The sequence below is a fragment of the Okeania sp. KiyG1 genome (assembly GCF_014132355.1).
In the GTDB taxonomy this organism is placed as follows: Bacteria; Cyanobacteriota; Cyanobacteriia; order Cyanobacteriales; family Microcoleaceae; genus Okeania.
The window spans coordinates 25,566-45,495 of record NZ_BLZO01000085.1; the positions used below are offsets into that span (position 1 = coordinate 25,566).

The window sequence follows — 19,930 nt, forward strand, 5'->3', positions numbered from 1 at the left end:
CCCCTCCAGGGAGGGGTTAGGGGTGGGTTGTCTCCTGTCTCCTCCCCCTACTAAAAGACTTTTGAGCGCAAACCCTAATTAATAAATTAAATCATCTTTAATTAAAGCTTTAAACTTAGGATTTGAGCTAATTTTAAAAAAATGAGCATCAGTTTCTGCCATCTCTCTATATGGCTGACCAGCACCTAAATTAATTGCTTGTTCTAAATTTTCAATAGCTAAATATGGCTTATCCTGCAAAGCATAACAACGAGCTTTATTATAGTAAGCCAAAGAATAATCTGACTGAATTTTTATGGCTTGGTCAAAACAAGCGATCGCCTCAACCCAATCTCCTAAATTGGATAAAGCTTGACCCAAATTATTCCAAGCTTCCTGATAGTCTACTTTAATCTCTATGGCTTTTTCATAACTAATAATTTCTCTTTTAGTATTCCCCAAATAAAATAAAGTTTTTCCTTGAAAATTCCAAGCTATATAATGATTAGGCTTAAGTTTAATAACTTTTTCAAAAGAATTCAAGGCTTCCTGATACCTTCCTAATTCAAATAATGCCTTGCCTTGATTATGCCAAGCTTGGTATAAACTTGGTTTAATTTTTATTGCTTGTTTGTAATTTTCAACTGCTTCTCGATAATGTCCTAAACTACTCCAAGTATTTCCAGCATTGTACCAGGCTTGATATAAATCTGGTTTAATTTTTGTGGCTCTCTCAAAAGAAATTATCGCTTCCCGATGTTGTTCTAAATTATTGAGTAAATTACCTCGGTTATACCAAACTAAATGAGAATTTGGTTGAATTTCTATCGCACGATTAAAATTATTTAAAGCTGACTGGAATCTACCTATTAATTTCAAGGAATTACCTCGATTATTCCAGGCTTCATAGTAATCTGGCTTAATTTTTATTGCCCGATTAAAAGCAGTAATAGCTTGTTGATGCTTCCCCAATTTACTAAAATTTACTCCCATATTGTACCAGCTCTGATAATCATCTGGGGAGATTTTTATTCGTCCATCCATTTCATTTTTCAAGGGAGAAGAATTAACGAAGTCAGAAGTCAGAAGTCAGAAATCAGAAGTTATTTTTGTAATGGGGATTTGAGCAAACCTCCAAAAATATTTCGCCTTAAAAGGCCTGGTTGCGCGACCCAATTATTTTGATAAATAGCTTTAATCATTATGGTCTTGATATTCAAAGATTTCTACTTATGTTTTAGGGAACAGGCAATAGGGAATAGGGAATAGAAATAATTACCAATGGATAATTGATAATTGATAATTGATAATTGATAATTAATCGAATCTAGGTTTAAAGCCTCTCTTTTAAGGAGAAAAAAGAAATCAGATTCCTTTATATTCAATTCCGTAACGGTTTTAACCAGAGGTAATTATTCATTATCCATTATCCATTAATGAAATATAGGTGTACCTCATTAGTTTGAGAAACGCTATATAAAATTTTATCAATTATTTTAAATCTAATAATCCACTGGTTTTTAACTTGGGATTAAAACGAATATTTTCTTCTAAACCTCTAGTTTTTAATATTTCTAAAATATTAGCTTCAACTCGCCTAGATATATTTTTTAAGAGTTTTTCTTTAGCAACTTCATCAATTAATGGGTCGTGATATTGTATTGCTTCTGCTTCTGTCATTTCTTGTTTAGCATCTATTGGTTGATTCCACTTTGCTTCTGCAATATCATTACCTATAGGTAAAGAACCATTTTCATTAATCCAAGCAGTTTTTATACCTTCTAATATAGTACGATTCGGACGTTCAGTAGTTTGTGCTTTTAGCCAATAGCAACTATTAGGTTGACGGACTAAGTGTTGTTTCATGCTCTGATATATATCACGAGAATAACCTACAAATAGTAATTTTTATCCTGGTCGAAAATTCCATAAACACCTATTTTTCCTTGTAAAGAAATTGGTAATTTTCCTTGAGAATTAATATAAGGTAAGTATTCTAATTTAGACAATTCTGGGATTTGCATTTGAGTATTAGTCATTGTTTGAAATTTTCCTGTTCAGGGGTAGTGTTAATTAATTAGGAATTAGATAAAAAAAGCTTCGATCATAAACTAGCTGATAGCTGACTGCTGTTGGCGCAGCATTCCGGAGGAAATGCTTACAAGGTGATTTTATAGATGGCGCAGAGACGACTTGGTTGAAATATTTTAGCTTTAAACATGAAGTTGGGCGGAACGTTAATAATAATATAGTCACTGGATTCGTGATACTTCTCAAATTCTTTTGCCATTCCTTTAGGTGTTTCTTTGCTGTAGGGAACTGGTTGAAATATTAATTCAGTAAATTCTAATTTTTGACATGGTAATTTTGAAGTAATTTGTTGAACAAAATTTTCACTTGTTAATAAATTGAACAACATTTGTTGAGCATTTTGTTCTAACGTAAAGCTACTTTCAAAGCTTTCAATGATTTTTAGACCCACTTTTTTTCCTTTTCTATATTGATCGAATGTAAGCATTTCCTACGGAATGCTCCGCAAACAAATGCATGAACTTACAGGACTTACTAAAGTTAGCTTGTTACCTTTTTCTTTCGGTGCGGAATGCGGAAGCAAACGTAATTTTGAATTCTCCTTCTAAGATAATAAATTAATAGCTGATAGCTGATAGCTGATAGCTGACTGCTGAATGCTTACTATCAAATTGGGCTATGGCTGTTATAATAGTATTGCTTATTGCTATCAAACAGAAAATTGCCTTTACTTAATATTACTCTTTGTTTGATTCAACTCAACTACTTTTAAATAAATATAAAGATTTATTAAAATGCATTTTTATTTAATAATTTATGATATAATTTTTAGATCAAAATTGTGTTATCTAGTATTAAACTATTAAACTTAACATCTTCAATGGGGATATCGATTTATGGAAGACACAGAAACATCGTCAACAGTTTCAAATAATTCCCAAAGTCAGCCTCATTGGCTACAAATAGCAGAATATACTGCTTTAGGGGCTTCAATTGTTGGTTCAGGTTTGGCATTGGTACTGGAAAAAATTTCGTTTGTTGCACCCCCAATAACACTGGCATTAGTATTGAATTCAATTAATAGAAAAAGATTTGAGGAAAAAATACAAACACATATTAACAATGATGTAGAAGAACTAAGGATAGATATTGATTCAGTGGATGGGTATCCAGAGAAAATACCAGAAAAATTTACTGAATTAACCCCAGAATCTCCCATAAATTTCTCTCAAAATCAATCAGATTTTGAATTTAATACAATTACAAAAGAAGACTGGGACACAATAAATACTAAATTTTCAGATATTGATGAGGAATTACAATCATTAAAAGATTTAACTACAGATTTACAACAGCATTTAGGAAATAACTTACAATCAATAAACAATGCTTCTATGTCTAATAAAATTGAGGAATTACAAGCACAAGTGAATACATTACAAGACTTAAATCGAGATATAGTTAGACCATATTTTATTCGTTTAATTCGTGCAGTCAAACAACTACATAAAATGCTCGATTCTTAGTAATTAAACTGTGAGAAAATAGACAGTTAAAAATAAGTTTTGATTTTCCTTGCTGTATAACCTTTTTCCTGTAAGCTGGGGAGCAATTAAATTTATATTTATGGCTTATATTTATGGCTTATATTTATGGCAAAATTATCATTAAAAAACTTGGGGAGAGCTAGAGAAAAGGCAATTATAGAATTCTAGAAAAATTCTTTTATCAATAGCTGACACGCCCTAGAAATCTCCAATAATAAAAATCAAATCAATTATCGTAGATAAATCATCAATTACTCCTCTCTACTGCCTACTCCCTTTTTCCCCTCCACCGGAGGGGTTAGGGGTGGGTCCCTACTCCCTCTTTTCCAGAGAGGTCTATTGTAAATCAGAAATGCACTTTTTAACCAATGACTATTTTTGAGACTTTCTTGAAACTTCTATTAATAAGTTTAGCAACTATCTACACTTCTGCTTTTGTATTGCTAAGATTGCTACAAAACCGATTGATATTTGAACCTGCACCATTGGTATTAGCAACTCCTGCTACTGTTAATCTTCCATATCAAGAAGTTTGGTTATCAATTCCAAATTCTCACAAACAAACAGAAAAAATATCTGGTTGGTGGATTCCTCAAACTAAGAGGAATTCTAGAGTTATTCTCTTTCTACAGGGTGCTAAAGGTAACATGGCATATCGGAAAAATAGTTACAATCTCGAGCGGGTTGCTAAACTATATCAATTGGGATTTTCGGTATTTATGATTGACTATCGGGGGTACGGTAACAGTCAAGGAAGGTTTCCCACAGAAGCTAGCGTTTATGAAGATGCATTGATAGCTTGGAATTATTTAACTCAAGAAAAAAATTTTACACCAGAAGAAATTTTTGTTTATGGATACTCTCTTGGAGGAGCAGTCGCTGCTAATCTTTGTCTGCAACAACCACGAGCAGCAGGATTAATTGCTGAAGGTTGCTTTACTTCCATGAAAGACATGGCTAAATACAGACACAGACGTCGAATCCAGATATTTCCCCTCAACTTACTGGTCACCCAAAAATTTGACTTCATTAACAAAGTAAAATTATTGGAAATGCCCGTTTTATTTATTCATGGAATGAAAGATGAAATCGTACCTGCAGCAATGAGTCAAAGATTATTTGCAGCAGCAGCAGCACCGAAAAAATTACTTTTAATACCAAATGCGGCACATGACAATCTTGCTCAAGTAGATAGCGATCGCTACATAGCAACTATCAAAGAATTTTTTGATTGGATCGTCAAGGATAGTTCTAGTGTTAGTCAAGAATTTATTCATTAGGTGTTAGAGGATATCTGAAAAGTTTTTTGATACTGAATTTTGCCCCCCTAACCCCCCAACTTTGGGGGGAACAGGAGTCAATTTGCTTGCTCTAGTCCCTCTTTTTATCCCCCTCCCGTCCCCCTTTTTTATCCCTCTCCCGTCCCCCTTGGAATCCCCCTCCCGTCCCCCTTGGGAAGGGGGAAAGCCAGAGGATGCTGCGCTTTTTGTTGAATGGGAAGCCAGAGGATGCTGCGCTTTTTGTTGAATGGGAAGCCAGAGGATGCTGCGCTTTTTGTTGAACGGGGGATGCGCGGGGGCGAGGGATGTAGCAAATGGGACTTCTTAGACAACCTCTTAGATGTTATACCAAATTCAAAAAAGGTCGTTACAGTATTAATCTCTAAATTCCGACCAGCAGAGAAAACCACTGTAGCAATATTTTATGAAATTGGTATTAGGTAAATTTTTCTCATACATGACTTACAACCTATGACCTTCAAATCCAATGAATAAACAAAACTCTACCCCTAATATTCCCCCCTGTACCTGGAACCGTCCCATTGGTCTTAACTGGGACAACCCTTACACAGTCCGCTACAGCAGTAACCTCGATGACGGTCCTTGGCACGGAATGCCTCTCGGTGGCTTCGGTGCAGGAGCAATTGGTCGCTCTCCACGAGGGGATTTTAATCTCTGGCATCTCGACGGTGGCGAACACATTTATCAAAATTTACCCGCCTGTCAATTTAGCATTTTTGAAGAAACTAAAGGCCACAAACAAGCTTATGCTCTATGTACCGAACCACCAACAGATGGCAGTCTCTCAACTTGGCAGTGGTACCCGAAACAAAAAGCAGAGTTACATACTGGCACTTATCATGCTCTTTATCCTCGTAGTTGGTTTGTCTATGAAAATGTATTTACTGCACAATTAAGCTGCGAACAATTTTCCCCAATTTGGGCAGGTAATTATCAAGAGACCAGTTACCCTGTTGCTATCTTTGAATGGGTCGCTCACAACCCTACTGATGAACCCATAACTCTCAGCATTATGCTCACCTGGCAAAATACCATCGGTTGGTTTAGCAATTCTGTGAAAACACCACAAGTACAAGTTAGAGATGATGGTAGTCCAGTTTATGAATACAAACCAAGGTGGGGAGAAAGTACAGACAACTTTAATTTATTAGTGGAAGATTTCCATCGTATCGGTTGCACAATGACGAAGTTGAGCATTGCCGATCGCCCCGCAGAAGGAGAAGGTCAAATGGCGATCGGAACTTTTACTAATGCTGCTGTGGAAGTTAATTATCATACACGCTGGAATCCTGCGGGCAATGGAGAGGAAGTCTGGCGCTACTTTGCAATAGATGGCACAATCATAGATGAATACAATGAACTACCTGCAACAGAGGGAGAGCAAATTGGGGTAGCTATGTCTGTTCGTTTTACTCTCAGACCGGGGAAAACTCGGAAAATACCTTTTTTCTTAGCTTGGGATTTACCTTTAACTGAGTTTAGCGCTGGAGTTTCATATTATCGCCGTTATACAGATTTTTATGGTCGCAATGGGAAAAATGCTTGGTCGATAGTTCGTACTGCGATGAAACACTATCAGATTTGGCGCGAGAATATTGAGACTTGGCAAAACCCTATTTTGCAACGGGAAGATTTGCCTGGTTGGTTTAAGATGGCTTTGTTTAACGAACTTTACGACCTCACCAGTGGGGGTACTCTCTGGAGTGCTGCTGACGATCGCGACCCTAAAGGTCAGTTTGCTGTACTGGAATGTTTGGATTATCGTTGGTATGAGAGTTTGGATGTAAGATTATATGGTTCTTTTGCTCTGTTGATGTTGTGGCCGGATTTGGAAAAGTCGGTGTTGTTAGCTTTTGCACGGGCGATTTCAACTGCGGATGATACACCGAGAATTATTGGTTACAATCAAGCGTCGGCAGTCAGAAAAAAGGCAGGAGCAACTCCCCATGATTTGGGTGCACCCAATGAGCATCCTTGGGAAAGGACTAATTATACGAGTTATCAGGACTGCAATCAATGGAAGGATTTATCTAGTGATTTTGTGTTGCAGGTTTATCGGGATTTTCTGTTGACTGGTGCAGATGATTATGAGTTTCTCTGGGAATGTTGGTCTGCTGTGGTGGAGACAATGGCATATCTTAAGGCTTTTGACAAGGATAATGATGGTATTCCTGAAAATGAGGGAGCGCCGGACCAAACCTTTGATGATTGGCAGTTGCGGGGGGTGAGTGCTTATTGTGGTGGGTTATGGTTAGCTGCTTTGGAAGGGGCGATCGCTATTGGGAAGGTTTTAATTGAGCATCCGAGGGAAATTCCTTATTATCCACCTCAAGGTTTTCAGTCTGAGGTCGATAAAAATTCTGTGGATGCTATTAATAATCAAATTTCTGTTTATCAAAGTTGGTTGGAAAAAGGATTAGTTGTTTATCAAGAGAAGTTATGGAATGGGGAATATTATCGTTTGGATAGTGATAGTAATTCGGAAGTGGTTATGGCTGACCAATTATGTGGTCAATTTTATGCTAGGTTATTAAATTTGCCGGATATTGTACCTGGTGAATGTGCTTTATCTGCTTTGAATACTGTCTATAATTCTTGTTTTAAAAAGTTTCATAATGGCAAGTTTGGAGCAGTTAATGGAGTATTACCTGATGGTTCTCCAGAAAATCCTGATGCTACCCATCCATTAGAAGTTTGGACGGGAATTAATTTTGGTTTAGCTGCTTTTATGGTGCAAATGGGAATGAAGGATAAAGCTTTAGAAATAACTGAAGCGGTGGTGCGGCAAATTTATGAAAATGGTTTACAATTTCGCACCCCAGAAGCTATTACTGCTGACAGAACTTTTCGAGCTAGTCATTATCTCAGAGCAATGGCAATTTGGGCGATTTATTTAGAATTTAGAATTTAGAATTTAGAATTTAGAATTTAGAATTTAGAATTTAGGAGGTTTTGAAATTCAAAAGTCAAAAGTTTGAATTAAAAATTCAAAAGTCAAAAGTTAGAATTTCGGAGGTTTTGAAATTCAAAAGTCAAAAGTCAAAATTCAAAAGTTAGAATTTTGGAGTTAGGAGTTAGGAGTCAGAATTTTAAATTCAAAATTCAAAAGTTAGAATTTCGGAGTCAGGAGGTATTTGAACTATTAAATTTTTCAATTCATAATCCCTGTTCCCTGTTCTCTCTTTTCTGGAGATTTCTAATAATTAGAATTTAGAATTTAGAATTTAGAATTTAGAATTTAGGAGGTTTTGAAATTCAAAAGTCAAAAGTCAAAAGTTAGAATTTAGGAGTTATACCAATTTGATAAATGTTTGTTACGAATGGTAGGGACGTTGCATGCAACGTCCGTACGAAAGAAGGAAGAGGGAAGAAGGAAGAGGGGATAAATATTTAAAAAAATGGAAAAACGATATAAATAACTATCTAAAATGAACTTGATTAGCTATTTTTAAGCATATCCAATCAAGGTCTACCTTTTTGTAGCATTCTTTTTTCAAATTTGTCTTATTTATAAGAAGAGGAAATTCTAAATTCTAAATTCTAAATTCTAAATTCTAAATTCTTTAAATTATGAAAATAGTTACTTGGAACGTCAATTCAATTAGAACTCGTCAAGAACAAGTTATAGAATGGTTACAAACAAATCCTGTAGACGTTCTCTGCTTACAAGAAACCAAAGTTATTGACCAAGATTTTCCGCGATCGCCCTTTGAAGAATTAGGCTATCATACTTATATTTCTGGTCAGAAATCTTATAATGGTGTAGCAATTTTTAGTCTTTCCCCAATGGAAGATGTTAGTAGTGGGTTTGCACCTATTTTAGGTGAAGATAAAGTGGGAGATTTTGACATACAAAAACGGTTAATTACTGGGGTAGTAAATGATATCCGTATTCTGAATCTTTATGTTCCTAATGGTGCTAGTGTTGGTAGTGAAAAATATGACTATAAACTTCATTGGTTGAAACTTTTGCAAGAATATATCAAAATTATTCTTGACAAATCACCCAACTTGTGTATGTGTGGAGATTTTAATATTGTCCCAGAAGACCGAGATATTCACGATCCAGAAGGTTGTAAAAATTCTGTGGGATTATCAGATGCGGAACGCCAAGCTTTACAAGAAATTCTCAAATTAGGATTAGTAGATGCTTTTCGCCAGTTTACCAGCGAAGGAGGTCACTACAGTTGGTGGGACTATAGAGCAGCAGGTTTTCGCCGTAACCGTGGTTGGCGTATTGACCATCATTATCTGAGTTTGCCCCTTTCTCAAAAAGCCATAAGTTGTATAATTGACAAATCTCCAAGACAATTACCAAAACCTAGCGACCATACACCAGTTATTGTGGAATTTTGAAAGAAGTGCATCCAGTGCGAGCATCTTGCTCGCCAGTACTGTACCTAACTGAGATGAAATTCGCTTTTTATTTGATATCAAATCCGTTTAATTGGACATAAAAAAATTCTCCAATCGTCATAACTACGCTCATCTTTGTAATTCTTTCTCCTCCTGACTCCTGACTCCTCCTAACTTAACCATTCTATGGCTGTTTAACCGGATTTGATATGATATAGCGTTTCCCGTTGTTATGAGGTACACTTATCGCGGGCAAGATGCCCGCACTACAATATTTTAATCATTTACCCTGTACCTCATTTCCCCGAAATATGCTGTAATTTTTTCAATTGAACTATTAATAACCAACAAAAAATAATTATGTTTTTAGTAACAGGAGCAACCGGAGACTTAGGGCAAAGAATAATCAGAATCTTGAGAGAAAGAGAAATATCAGTCCGTGCTTTTGCCAGACTAAATTCTTCTTATTCTGAATTAGAAAATCGTGGTGCTGAAATCTTCATAGGCGACTTAAAAATAGACAAGGATATTGAAAAAGCTTGTCAAGGAATTGAATATATTATTAGTGCTCATGGTGGTGCTGGTGATGTTCAAGCAATTGACTACCGAGCTAATATTGAACTGATAGATTCTGCGGTGAAAGTTGGTGTTAAACATTTTGTATTTATCTCTGTCTTGGGAGCAGAAAGAGGATATGAAGATTCACCTACTTTTAAGGCAAAAAGAGAGGTAGAAAAATATCTCAAAACGAGTGGTTTGAATTATACTATTTTGCAACCTTCTGGTTTTGCTTCTAATTTATTACCATTGGCAGAAAGATTTAAAGATACAGGAATTTATCTACTTATTGGAGATGACAAAAATCGCACTTCAATAGTTAGTACAGATGATTTGGCAAAAATTGCTGTGGATTCTGTTTTTGTAGAAGCTGCTTGTAATCAAACTTTGCCTGTGGGCGGACCAGAAATTATTTCTAGAGGAGAAATTTCTCAGATATTTAGTAGAGTTTTTAACCGGGAACCAATAGTTATTAATCCGCCTTTATTTGTATTTGATGGATTACGAAATACTGTGGGATTATTTAATTCTGAATTACAAAAAAGTCTCGGTACTTTAAGAGTATTATTGGCGAATGAATTTTTCTGCACTCCAGAAGAAATTGAGAATTTAGAGACAATATTTGAAATGAAAATGGAATCTGTAGAGAGTTTTATTCGCCGAAAAATGGGAGATCCAGGAATTTAGAATTTAGAATTTAGAATTTAGAATTACCTCTTTTTTCTCCATGAATGGAGAGACTTTAGTAAGCATTTAGCCGTTCGCTCTAGATATATTGGTTTTGCATAAGTCATGAAAATATTAACAATAAAAAATAGGGATGGTTCTGCATTGTAATTATTTTTGTTAGGAAGCACAACAGTGGGAGCATCTTGCTCCCATACAAGAATTTAGAATTTAGAATTACCTCTTTTTTTCTCCATGAATGGAGAGACTTTAGTAAGCATTTAGCCGTTCGCTCTAGATATATTGGTTTTGCATAAGTCATGAAAATATTAACAATAAAAAATAGGGATGGTTCTGCATTGTAATTATTTTTGTTAGGAAGCACAACAGTGGGAGCATCTTGCTCCCATACAAGAATTTATAATTTAGAATTACCTCTTTATTTCTGCATAAATGGAGAGACTTTAGTAAGCATTTAGCCGTTCGCTCTAGATATATTGGTTTTGCATAAGTCATGAAAATATTAACAATAAAAAATAGGGATGGTTCTGCATTGTAATTATTTTTGTTAGGAAGCACAACAGTGGGAGCATCTTGCTCCCATACAAGAATTTATAATTTAGAATTACCTCTTTATTTCTGCATAAATGGAGAGACTTTAGTAAGCATTTAGCCGTTCGCTCTAGATATATTGGTTTTGCATAAGTCATGAAAATATTAACAATAAAAAATAGGGATGGTTCTGCATTGTAATTATTTTTGTTAGGAAGCACAACATCCCATACAAGAATTTATAATTTAGAATTACCTCTTTATTTCTGCATAAATGGAGAGACTTTAGTAAGCATTTAGCCGTTTGCCCTAGATATATTGGTTTTGCGTAAGTCATGAAAATATTAACAATAAAAAATAGGGATGGTTCTGCATTGTAATTATTTTTGTTAGGAAGCACAACAGTGGGAGCATCTTGCTCCCGTACTCCCTCTAAACATTGATTGTTCCTATCTAACATTAATATGCAGAACTACCAATAATTACTATGCAGGATTACCAATAATATTATCAGGACTTATGCAAAGGTACTAAATCGAATGAGGGCGTTAGCGGAGCTTGACGTTAGTCAATGCCATTCGCCCCTACATATACTGAAAACTATGCAAATTCAACAACAAAAAAACTATACTCCGACAGAATATTTAAACTTTGAAATTAACTCACAACAACGACAGGAATATATCAATGGTGAAATTATTTCCATAACTGGCGGTACTCCAAATCATAATCAGATATCTCTCAACTTCAGCGCTGCTTTAAATTTTTCTCTCAAAAATCAATCATATCGAGTTTTTGTGGCAGACCAACGACTTTGGATTCCGAATAAAAGTATCTATACTTATCATGATGTGATGGTTACTTCAGGAGAGTTGCAATTACAAACAGGAAGAAAAGATACTATTCTCAATCCCCTAATAATTGCCGAAGTATTGTCAAAATCTACTAGGAATTATGACAAAGACGAAAAATTTGCAGCTTATAGAACTATTCCTACATTTCAAGAATATTTACTCATAGACCAATACACAATGCAAGTAGAACAATATTATAAAACTGCTCAGAAACAGTGGATTTTCTCAGAATATAATGAAGCCAGTGAAACTATTTCTCTTAATTCAATTTCCTTCCAGATAACTATGGCAGATATTTACAATAAAGTCGAGTTTGAAGCGTAATAAAAGTATTTTCAGCTAACATTTATTCAGTTACAGTAGATTCCAAGTATATGAAGTACAGATATTAACAATTAAATCTTTCTAGTGCAGGCATCTTGCCCACTATGGGTGTACCTAGGGTTTGCTGAAAAAGTCTTATGGGTGAGGGTAGGAGACAGGAGACAGGAGACAGGAGACAGGAGAAATGGGAATGAGCGAGGAAGTAGGAGTAAGAATTGTAAGAATGATTTTTCTGCCCAACTATGCGCCTAAAATACGCTCCTTTTTGAGCGTTTTAGACTGAAAACCAGGTACTTTTTTCGTTCCAAAAAAGGCTAAAAACTTTATCTGTAAAAACTTTTAAATTTAATCAGCAAGCCCGACCTAACTCCACCGTATTAGCTTTTTCTCAACAGTTGTTTGGATAATATGTATTCTTTTTTTCCTCAGTTAAGTATTTACAAGTTTTGACAATTCTAATAGCAGATTAATAAGCTTTCTGAGCAACAATACTATTACTTTCACTTATCATATTTAACCCTTAGTTTTCTGAAGGAACAATCAAGTGTAAACTTCTGACTTCTGTGCGGGCGAATGCCATTCGCCCCTACTGGCTTCATGTAATTCTCCCGCCATCACATACTACACGAAAGCCAAAATTGTAGTTGAGGATGTCGCGCCCAGCGTTGTAGTTGCGATACGCGGAACGGCAGCCATCAGGAATGATCAGCCAGGAACCGCCACGCAGTACGAGATAATGTTCTTTTCCATCATTTTCCAGCCAAGCACTACCATCAGTAGGGGCACCTTCATAGTTTTTATGCCTGTAATCAGCGCACCACTCCCAGACATTGCCGTGCATATCATATAAACCAAAAGCATTAGGAGGAAAATTCCCTACATCTGTTGTTTCTTCTCGATATTTACCTTTAGGTGCCTTGCCATAAATATCATTGCCATTGTAGTTAGCTAACTCAGACGTTATAGTTTCTCCAAAATAAAAAGGTGTGGTTGTACCTGCACGACAAGCATATTCCCACTGACTCTCACTCGGTAGTCTGTAGTTTTTCCCAGTTTTCTGAGATAGCTTTTGACAAAATTCTGTCGCATCGTACCATGACACACATTCTACTGGACGATTTTCTCCTTTAAAATCAGAAGGATTTTTACCCATAATTATTTTATATTGGTTTTGAGTAATAGGATATTTACTCATATAAAAAGGTTGCAGAGTAACTTCATGTTGCGGACTTTCACGATCGCGTCTTCCTGCTTCATTTTCTGGCGAACCCATCATAAAAGTACCTCCAGGAATAGCCACCATTTCCAACATCACACCATTACCCAAATCTTCAGTGAAAAATGCTGCTTTGTGGGAATGACGATTAATTTCTTCCCCTTTTATATTTACAGTTATTACGTCAAATTTTTCCAAGTAAAAATGAAAAACATCAGGAGGCATTTCCGGCCAAATCTTCTTCAAAGCTTCAATAGATATAGCCGTTCCCTCCTTTCCTTCCTCTTCATTTTTCCCCTCCATGTGAGTAGTTATCCCCACAACAAAACCTGTTTCTAAATCAACAACAGGTGCCCCACTATAACCTTTTTGCAATTTACCAGCTTCTATTTTTAGCTTCCCAATAGCAACTTCTTCTCCCACATTTTTGATAATCTGGAAAGCCTTTTCTTCACCAGCTTCAACCATCATAATTCCTTTGATTGTTTTGCGACGACGCACCTTATTTTCACCCCACAGAAAATAACCAGGAATTGAAATTTTTAAACTTATTTCTAGCTCTTCAGGTAAAATTATTAATCCTAAAGGAAGAACAGACAAAAGTTCTTTGACTCGCAAAACTGCCAAATCAAAACCCTGAGTATCTCCTATTGCCACAACTTCTGCGGAAATATTATTTACCAATACATATTCCTCACCACCCACATCCTCAACAACATGAGCGCAAGTCAGCAAATAAGTATAATTTTCTTCTTGATAAAAAGCAAATCCAGTACCAATAACATTTCCTTTCATAGAGTTATCACTAGCACTGGTAATTAAAACAATAGATTTTTCTAACTGTCCGTTCATTCTTTTATTCTTTAGTAATATAAAGATTAACTTTTCCCTGAAAATTCAAACCAAATTTTACCGAAAAGCGACGTTGAAAGCCCCCGTGTTTTAACCGGGGGATGAAAACAAGCGAGTCGTTTAGATTAGACAACTTTAGTTGTCCTGTGCTATTATCTGGATATACAAACGTTTAGACAAAAGTAAGCAGAAAGCTGTAGGGGCGAACGGCCGTTCGCTTAAGCCGACTGTGTAGGGGCACTTTGACTTGTCCCCAAAGAATATATCTTTGGTCAGCTAAGGAGAAACGAAGGAACAAGGATTTATCCCGTTGCGTAGTATCAACTTAGAATCCCCTCGGCTTTAGCCAGGGGAGTAGTCAACTCATTCTACTAGCTCGCCTAGCTTAAAAATGTGGGTAGATAGAAAATATAGACCTCTCCCCCCTTTCCCAGGGGGGTTCGGGGGGATTTTAGCGTTGGGTTTTACTCACAATTTTAGTTTAGACGAGCTACTACCTTTAAATCTTATTACTAGACCGAAACAGTTAATTTGCTCAGTTATTATTGGTGCGGGGGCGGGTTTATCTCATCATTTCTAACCCCCATTAATTTAACGTGGAACCCCGCCATAATACTAGACCGGAACAGTTAATTTGCTCAGTTATTATTGGGGCGGGGGCGGGTTTATCTAAATCATTTCTAACCCCCATTAATTTAATCTGGAACCCGACGCTAATACTAGACCGAAACAGTTAATTTGCTCAGTTATTATTGGGGCGGGGGCGGGTTTATCTAAATCATTTCTAACCCCATTAATTTAATCTGGAACCCGACGCTAATACTAGACCGAAACAGTTAATTTGCTCAGTTATTATTGGTGGGGGGCGGGTTTATCTAAATCATTTTTAACCCCCATTAATTTAATCTGGAACCCGACGCTAATACTAGACCGAAACAGTTAATTTGCTCAGTTATTATTGGGGCGGGGGCGGGTTTATCTAAATCATTTCTAACCCCATTAATTTAATCTGGAACCCGACGCTAATACTAGACCGAAACAGTTAATTTGCTCAGTTATTATTGGGGCGGGGGCGGGTTTATCTAAATCATTTCTAACCCCCATTAATTTAACGTGGAACCCCGCCATAATACTAGACCGGAACAGTTAATTTGCTCAGTTATTATTGGTGCGGGGGTGAGTTTATCTCATCATTTCTAACCCCCATTTATTTAACGTGGAACCCCGCCATAATACTAGACCGAAACAGTTAATTTGCTCAGTTATTATTGGTGGGGGACGGGTTTCTCTAATCATTTTTCACCCTATTAATTTAACCTGGAACCAAGACCTAATACTAGACCGGAACAGTTAATTTGCTCAGTTATTATTGGGGCGGGGGCGGGTTTATCTCATCATTTCTAACCCCCATTTATTTAACGTGGAACCCCGCCATAATACTAGACCGAAACAGTTAATTTGCTCAGTTATTATTGGTGGGGGACGGGTTTCTCTAATCATTTTTCACCCTATTAATTTAACCTGGAACCAAGACCTAATACTAGACCGGAACAGTTAATTTGCTCAGTTATTATTGGGGCGGGGGCGGGTTTATCTAAATCATTTCTAACCCCCATTAATTTAACGTGGAACCCCGCCATAATACTAGACCGGAACAGTTAATTTGCTCAGTTATTATTGGGGCGGGGGCGGGTTTATCTAAATCATTTCTAACCCCATTAATTTAATCTGGAACCCGACGCTAATACTAGACCGAAACAGTTAATTTGCTCAGTTATTATTGGGGCGGGGGCGGGTTTATCTAAATCATTTCTAACCCCATTAATTTAATCTGGAACCCGACGCTAATACTAGACCGAAACAGTTAATTTGCTCAGTTATTATTGGTGCGGGGGTGAGTTTATCTAAATCATTTCTAACCCCCATTAATTTAACGTGGAACCCCGCCATAATACTAGACCGGAACAGTTAATTTGCTCAGTTATTATTGGGGCGGGGGCGGGTTTATCTCATCATTTCTAACCCCCATTTATTTAACGTGGAACCCAGACCTAATACTAGACCGAAACAGTTAATTTGCTCAGTTATTATTGGTGCGGGGGCGGGTTTATCTAATCATTTCTCACCCCATTAATTTAATCTGGAACCCAGACCTAATACTAGACCGGAACAGTTAATTTGCTCAGTTATTATTGGGGCGGGGGCGGGTTTATCTAAATCATTTCTAACCCCCATTAATTTAACGTGGAACCCCGCCATAATACTAGACCGGAACAGTTAATTTGCTCAGTTATTATTGGGGCGGGGGCGGGTTTATCTCATCATTTGTCACCCCATTAATTTAATCTGGAACCCGACGCTAATACTAGACCGAAACAGTTAATTTGCTCAGTTATTATTGGGGCGGGGGCGGGTTTATCTAAATCATTTCTAACCCCCATTAATTTAACGTGGAACCCCGCCATAATACTAGACCGGAACAGTTAATTTGCTCAGTTATTATTGGGGCGGGGGCGGGTTTATCTAAATCATTTCTAACCCCCATTAATTTAACGTGGAACCCCGCCATAATACTAGACCGGAACAGTTAATTTGCTCAGTTATTATTGGGGCGGGGGCGGGTTTATCTCATCATTTGTCACCCCATTAATTTAATCTGGAACCCGACGCTAATACTAGACCGAAACAGTTAATTTGCTCAGTTATTATTGGGGCGGGGGCGGGTTTATCTAAATCATTTCTAACCCCCATTAATTTAACGTGGAACCCCGCCATAATACTAGACCGGAACAGTTAATTTGCTCAGTTATTATTGGGGCGGGGGCGGGTTTATCTCATCATTTGTCACCCCATTAATTTAATCTGGAACCCGACGCTAATACTAGACCGAAACAGTTAATTTGCTCAGTTATTATTGGGGCGGGGGCGGGTTTATCTAAATCATTTCTAACCCCCATTAATTTAACGTGGAACCCCGCCATAATACTAGACCGGAACAGTTAATTTGCTCAGTTATTATTGGGGCGGGGGTGAGTTTATCTCATCATTTCTAACCCCCATTAATTTAACGTGGAACCCCGCCATAATACTAGACCGGAACAGTTAATTTGCTCAGTTATTATTGGGGCGGGGGTGAGTTTATCTCATCATTTCTAACCCCCATTTATTTAACGTGGAACCCAGACCTAATACTAGACCGAAACAGTTAATTTGCTCAGTTATTATTGGTGCGGGGGCGGGTTTATCTACATCATTTGTAACCCCCATTAATTTAACGTCGAACCAGACCCTAATACTAGACCGGAACAGTTAATTTGCTCAGTTATTATTGGGGCGGGGGCGAGTTTATCTCATCATTTGTAACCCCCATTAATTTAACGTCGAACCAGACCCTAATACTAGACCGAAACAGTTAATTTGGTGTTTTATTATTGGTGGGGGGCGGGTTTATCTAAATCATTTCTAACCCCATTAATTTAACGTCGAACCAGACCCTACTAATGTAATATTCAACTAAAGATGATATAAACAGTAACAAATTTTGATATTATTGAGATATCTCAAGTAGTTATTCAAAATTCAAAAAATGGAAAAATACACGGAAAATAAATATCCAATTAATAACTTACTAAAACAACGTTGGAGTTCTTTAGCTTTTACTGACAAAATGGTTTCATCAGAAGTATTACTTTCACTTCTAGAAGCAGCAAGATGGTCTCCTTCTTGTTTCAATGAACAACCTTGGAGTTTCATTGTTGCTACTAAAGAAAACCCTGCTGAATACGACCGCCTTTTCAGTTGTATAGTAGAAGGAAATCAACCTTGGGCAGGTCTTGCTCCTGTATTAATGTTATCCGTTGCTAAACTTTCTTTTGACAGAAATAATAATCCAAATAGACACGCTTTTCACGATGTAGGTTTAGCAGTTGCCAGCTTAACTTTTCAAGCAACAGAAATGGGTTTAAGAGTTCATCAAATGGGGGGTTTTCATGTTGATCAAGCACGGGAATTATATAAAATTTCAGCAGAATATGAACCAGTAACAGCTATAGCTATTGGTTATCCAGCAGAACCCGATATTTTGCCTGAGTCTTTACGAGAGAGGGAACTTTCTCCCCGCAGTCGTAAACCTATGAGTTCTTTTGTGTTTACTGGAGAATTTGGCAAGACTGCTTCATTTATTTAGTTTTTAAAGAAGCGATCGGTATCTGGCAATAGTATTCAATAGCAAAACTTGTAGTGGACGAACAAAGTGTGTCAGTCTACTACAAGATTGGTTACTAAAATCAATCAATTATTTTCTCCTACTCCTTAGTGCAGGATGGCAGAAATAACTTACCAGTTACAAAATCCTCAAACAATTACAAATCAAAAATGATTGACTGTCTTGAGTGTGTCTTACATTCTGAGGAAACCTCAGAATTACACACTCGCTTTTAACTTTTGACTTTTAACTTCCGCGCAGCAGCACTACTCCCTATTCCCTCTTCTAGAAATAATGCCAGCAAAAGACACTTATCATCAAGCTCTCAAAAATCCTTTAATTAAAGATAATTGAACAATTAAAGCAATATGATTTGAGTTGTGAGATATTGGAAACTTTTAGGCAACAGCTCCGGAAGGCAACAGGCAACAAAGAAGAAGAAAAAAACGTATTATTATGAATGTAATAATTGCTATATTCTGTACTTTTAAGGAACACTTTAATTCTCACAACTGATTCCTGATTCCTATACTTTTGACAACTGACAACTGATAACTGATAACTGATAACTGATAACTGATAACTGAAATTACCCTTATCCTATTAAATATGAAGAAGTTAAATTATTGGCCGATATAGCTGGTGAAAAAACAATTTCTGCAACAAGAGGAGAGCAACAAATTGTGATTGAAATTAAAAGTTTCCTGAGTTGTTCTCCAATGCGTGAATTTGAAACAGCATTGGGACAATATTTAATTTATCAAACATTCCTTTCTCTTACTCATCCTAATTATCAAGTTTATCTAGCAGTTGGTAACAAAATTCATGAAAAGTTTTTTGCACAAGTTGCAATTGAATTAATTCTACAAAAATATCAAGTTTTACTATTAGTGATTGACATTAAAAAAGAGGAAATTATTGAATGGATAAGCTAATTCATTATCAAAATATCATCAAACAAATTCTAACTAATTATCAAAACATATCAGCACAAGTTCCTGACCCTGGTATAGATGAGGTATTAATATTTGATGACCAAAGAAGTCAATATCTTTGGTTTAATATTGGCTGGAAAAATGATAGACGAATTAAAGCAATTTCTGTTTATATTCGGATTCAAAATGAGAAGATTTATATTGAAGAAGATTGGACGGAGGAAGGAATTGCTAATGAATTATTAGGGGAAAATGTACCGAAAGAAGATATTGTTTTAGCTTTCCACGATCCTGAATCTCGTAAGTTAACTGAGTTTGCTATTGTTTAGAGAATTTGGTTTATCCAATAATAGTCGGTCTAGTCGGTTGTGTTTCGCTGCGGGATATGAAAAGCGACATATGGTTGGATAATTAGCCCAAGGGCTCAGACAGAAAGGCAAGCATTTTATTACAAGTTGGTAGCCCAACGGGTTAGGTCAGCCGCGGGCAAGGAATATCTTGGCAAGGCTTACAGCGATCGCCCCCGTCCGCTGCACTGAATAGCTAGGGACGCCA

12 protein-coding genes and 1 pseudogene are annotated in these 19,930 nt (G+C 36.6%); 9 read left to right on the forward strand and 4 right to left on the reverse strand.

Features of this window, described 5'->3' with window-relative positions; all coding sequences use genetic code 11:
• Window positions 1-78 precede the first annotated feature (78 nt).
• The 3 genes and pseudogenes from SAGCYANO_RS18405 to SAGCYANO_RS18415 form a co-directional block, all read right to left on the reverse strand.
• Window positions 79-1,023: a tetratricopeptide repeat protein gene (locus tag SAGCYANO_RS18405; protein WP_202221395.1), complete on the reverse strand. Its 945-nt coding sequence runs from the start codon at window positions 1,021-1,023 to the stop codon at window positions 79-81.
• A 447-nt stretch (window positions 1,024-1,470) separates the two neighbouring features.
• Window positions 1,471-2,018, reverse strand: a pseudogene (locus tag SAGCYANO_RS18410) (GIY-YIG nuclease family protein).
• Between the two features lie 119 nt (window positions 2,019-2,137).
• Window positions 2,138-2,497, reverse strand: coding sequence for a hypothetical protein (locus tag SAGCYANO_RS18415; protein ID WP_237396321.1), 360 nt, complete (start codon window positions 2,495-2,497; stop codon window positions 2,138-2,140).
• 409 nt (window positions 2,498-2,906) lie between these two features.
• Here SAGCYANO_RS18415 and SAGCYANO_RS18420 point away from each other — a divergent pair, with 409 nt between their 5' ends.
• The 6 genes from SAGCYANO_RS18420 to SAGCYANO_RS18445 all read left to right on the forward strand — a co-directional run bounded on the left by SAGCYANO_RS18420 (window position 2,907) and on the right by SAGCYANO_RS18445 (window position 12,168).
• Window positions 2,907-3,536: a hypothetical protein gene (locus tag SAGCYANO_RS18420; protein WP_202221397.1), complete on the forward strand. Its 630-nt coding sequence runs from the start codon at window positions 2,907-2,909 to the stop codon at window positions 3,534-3,536.
• 389 nt (window positions 3,537-3,925) lie between these two features.
• Window positions 3,926-4,837, forward strand: coding sequence for an alpha/beta hydrolase (locus SAGCYANO_RS18425; protein WP_202221398.1), 912 nt, complete (start codon window positions 3,926-3,928; stop codon window positions 4,835-4,837).
• Between the two features lie 487 nt (window positions 4,838-5,324).
• Complete coding sequence (locus tag SAGCYANO_RS18430) at window positions 5,325-7,769, forward strand: GH116 family glycosyl hydrolase (protein WP_202221399.1); 2,445 nt, start codon at window positions 5,325-5,327, stop codon at window positions 7,767-7,769.
• 659 nt (window positions 7,770-8,428) lie between these two features.
• Window positions 8,429-9,214: an exodeoxyribonuclease III gene (gene xth, locus SAGCYANO_RS18435; RefSeq protein ID WP_202221400.1), complete on the forward strand. Its 786-nt coding sequence runs from the start codon at window positions 8,429-8,431 to the stop codon at window positions 9,212-9,214.
• A gap of 360 nt (window positions 9,215-9,574) precedes the next feature.
• Window positions 9,575-10,459 (forward strand): SDR family oxidoreductase, encoded by an 885-nt coding sequence (locus SAGCYANO_RS18440; RefSeq protein WP_202221401.1) that lies wholly within the window; start codon window positions 9,575-9,577, stop codon window positions 10,457-10,459.
• Between the two features lie 1,133 nt (window positions 10,460-11,592).
• A complete protein-coding gene (locus SAGCYANO_RS18445; protein ID WP_202221501.1) occupies window positions 11,593-12,168 on the forward strand; it encodes a Uma2 family endonuclease in 576 nt (191 codons plus the stop codon).
• Window positions 12,169-12,763: 595 nt separating this feature from the next.
• Here SAGCYANO_RS18445 and SAGCYANO_RS49335 read toward each other — a convergent pair.
• Window positions 12,764-14,236 (reverse strand): SUMF1/EgtB/PvdO family nonheme iron enzyme, encoded by a 1,473-nt coding sequence (locus SAGCYANO_RS49335; protein ID WP_202221402.1) that lies wholly within the window; start codon window positions 14,234-14,236, stop codon window positions 12,764-12,766.
• Between the two features lie 3,586 nt (window positions 14,237-17,822).
• Here SAGCYANO_RS49335 and SAGCYANO_RS18455 point away from each other — a divergent pair.
• The 3 genes from SAGCYANO_RS18455 to SAGCYANO_RS18465 all read left to right on the forward strand — a co-directional run bounded on the left by SAGCYANO_RS18455 (window position 17,823) and on the right by SAGCYANO_RS18465 (window position 19,704).
• The gene (locus SAGCYANO_RS18455) at window positions 17,823-18,422 is read left to right on the forward strand and encodes a nitroreductase family protein (RefSeq protein WP_202221403.1); all 600 of its coding nucleotides are present in this window, start codon (window positions 17,823-17,825) and stop codon (window positions 18,420-18,422) included.
• A gap of 620 nt (window positions 18,423-19,042) precedes the next feature.
• Window positions 19,043-19,375 carry an element excision factor XisH family protein gene (locus tag SAGCYANO_RS18460; protein WP_202221502.1) on the forward strand — a complete coding sequence of 111 codons (333 nt, stop codon included), beginning with the start codon at window positions 19,043-19,045 and terminating at the stop codon, window positions 19,373-19,375.
• On the forward strand, window positions 19,363-19,704 hold the full coding sequence (locus SAGCYANO_RS18465) for a XisI protein (RefSeq protein WP_202221404.1): 342 nt from the start codon (window positions 19,363-19,365) through the stop codon (window positions 19,702-19,704). Before SAGCYANO_RS18460 ends, SAGCYANO_RS18465 begins: the two co-directional genes overlap by 13 nt.
• Window positions 19,705-19,930 lie beyond the last annotated feature (226 nt).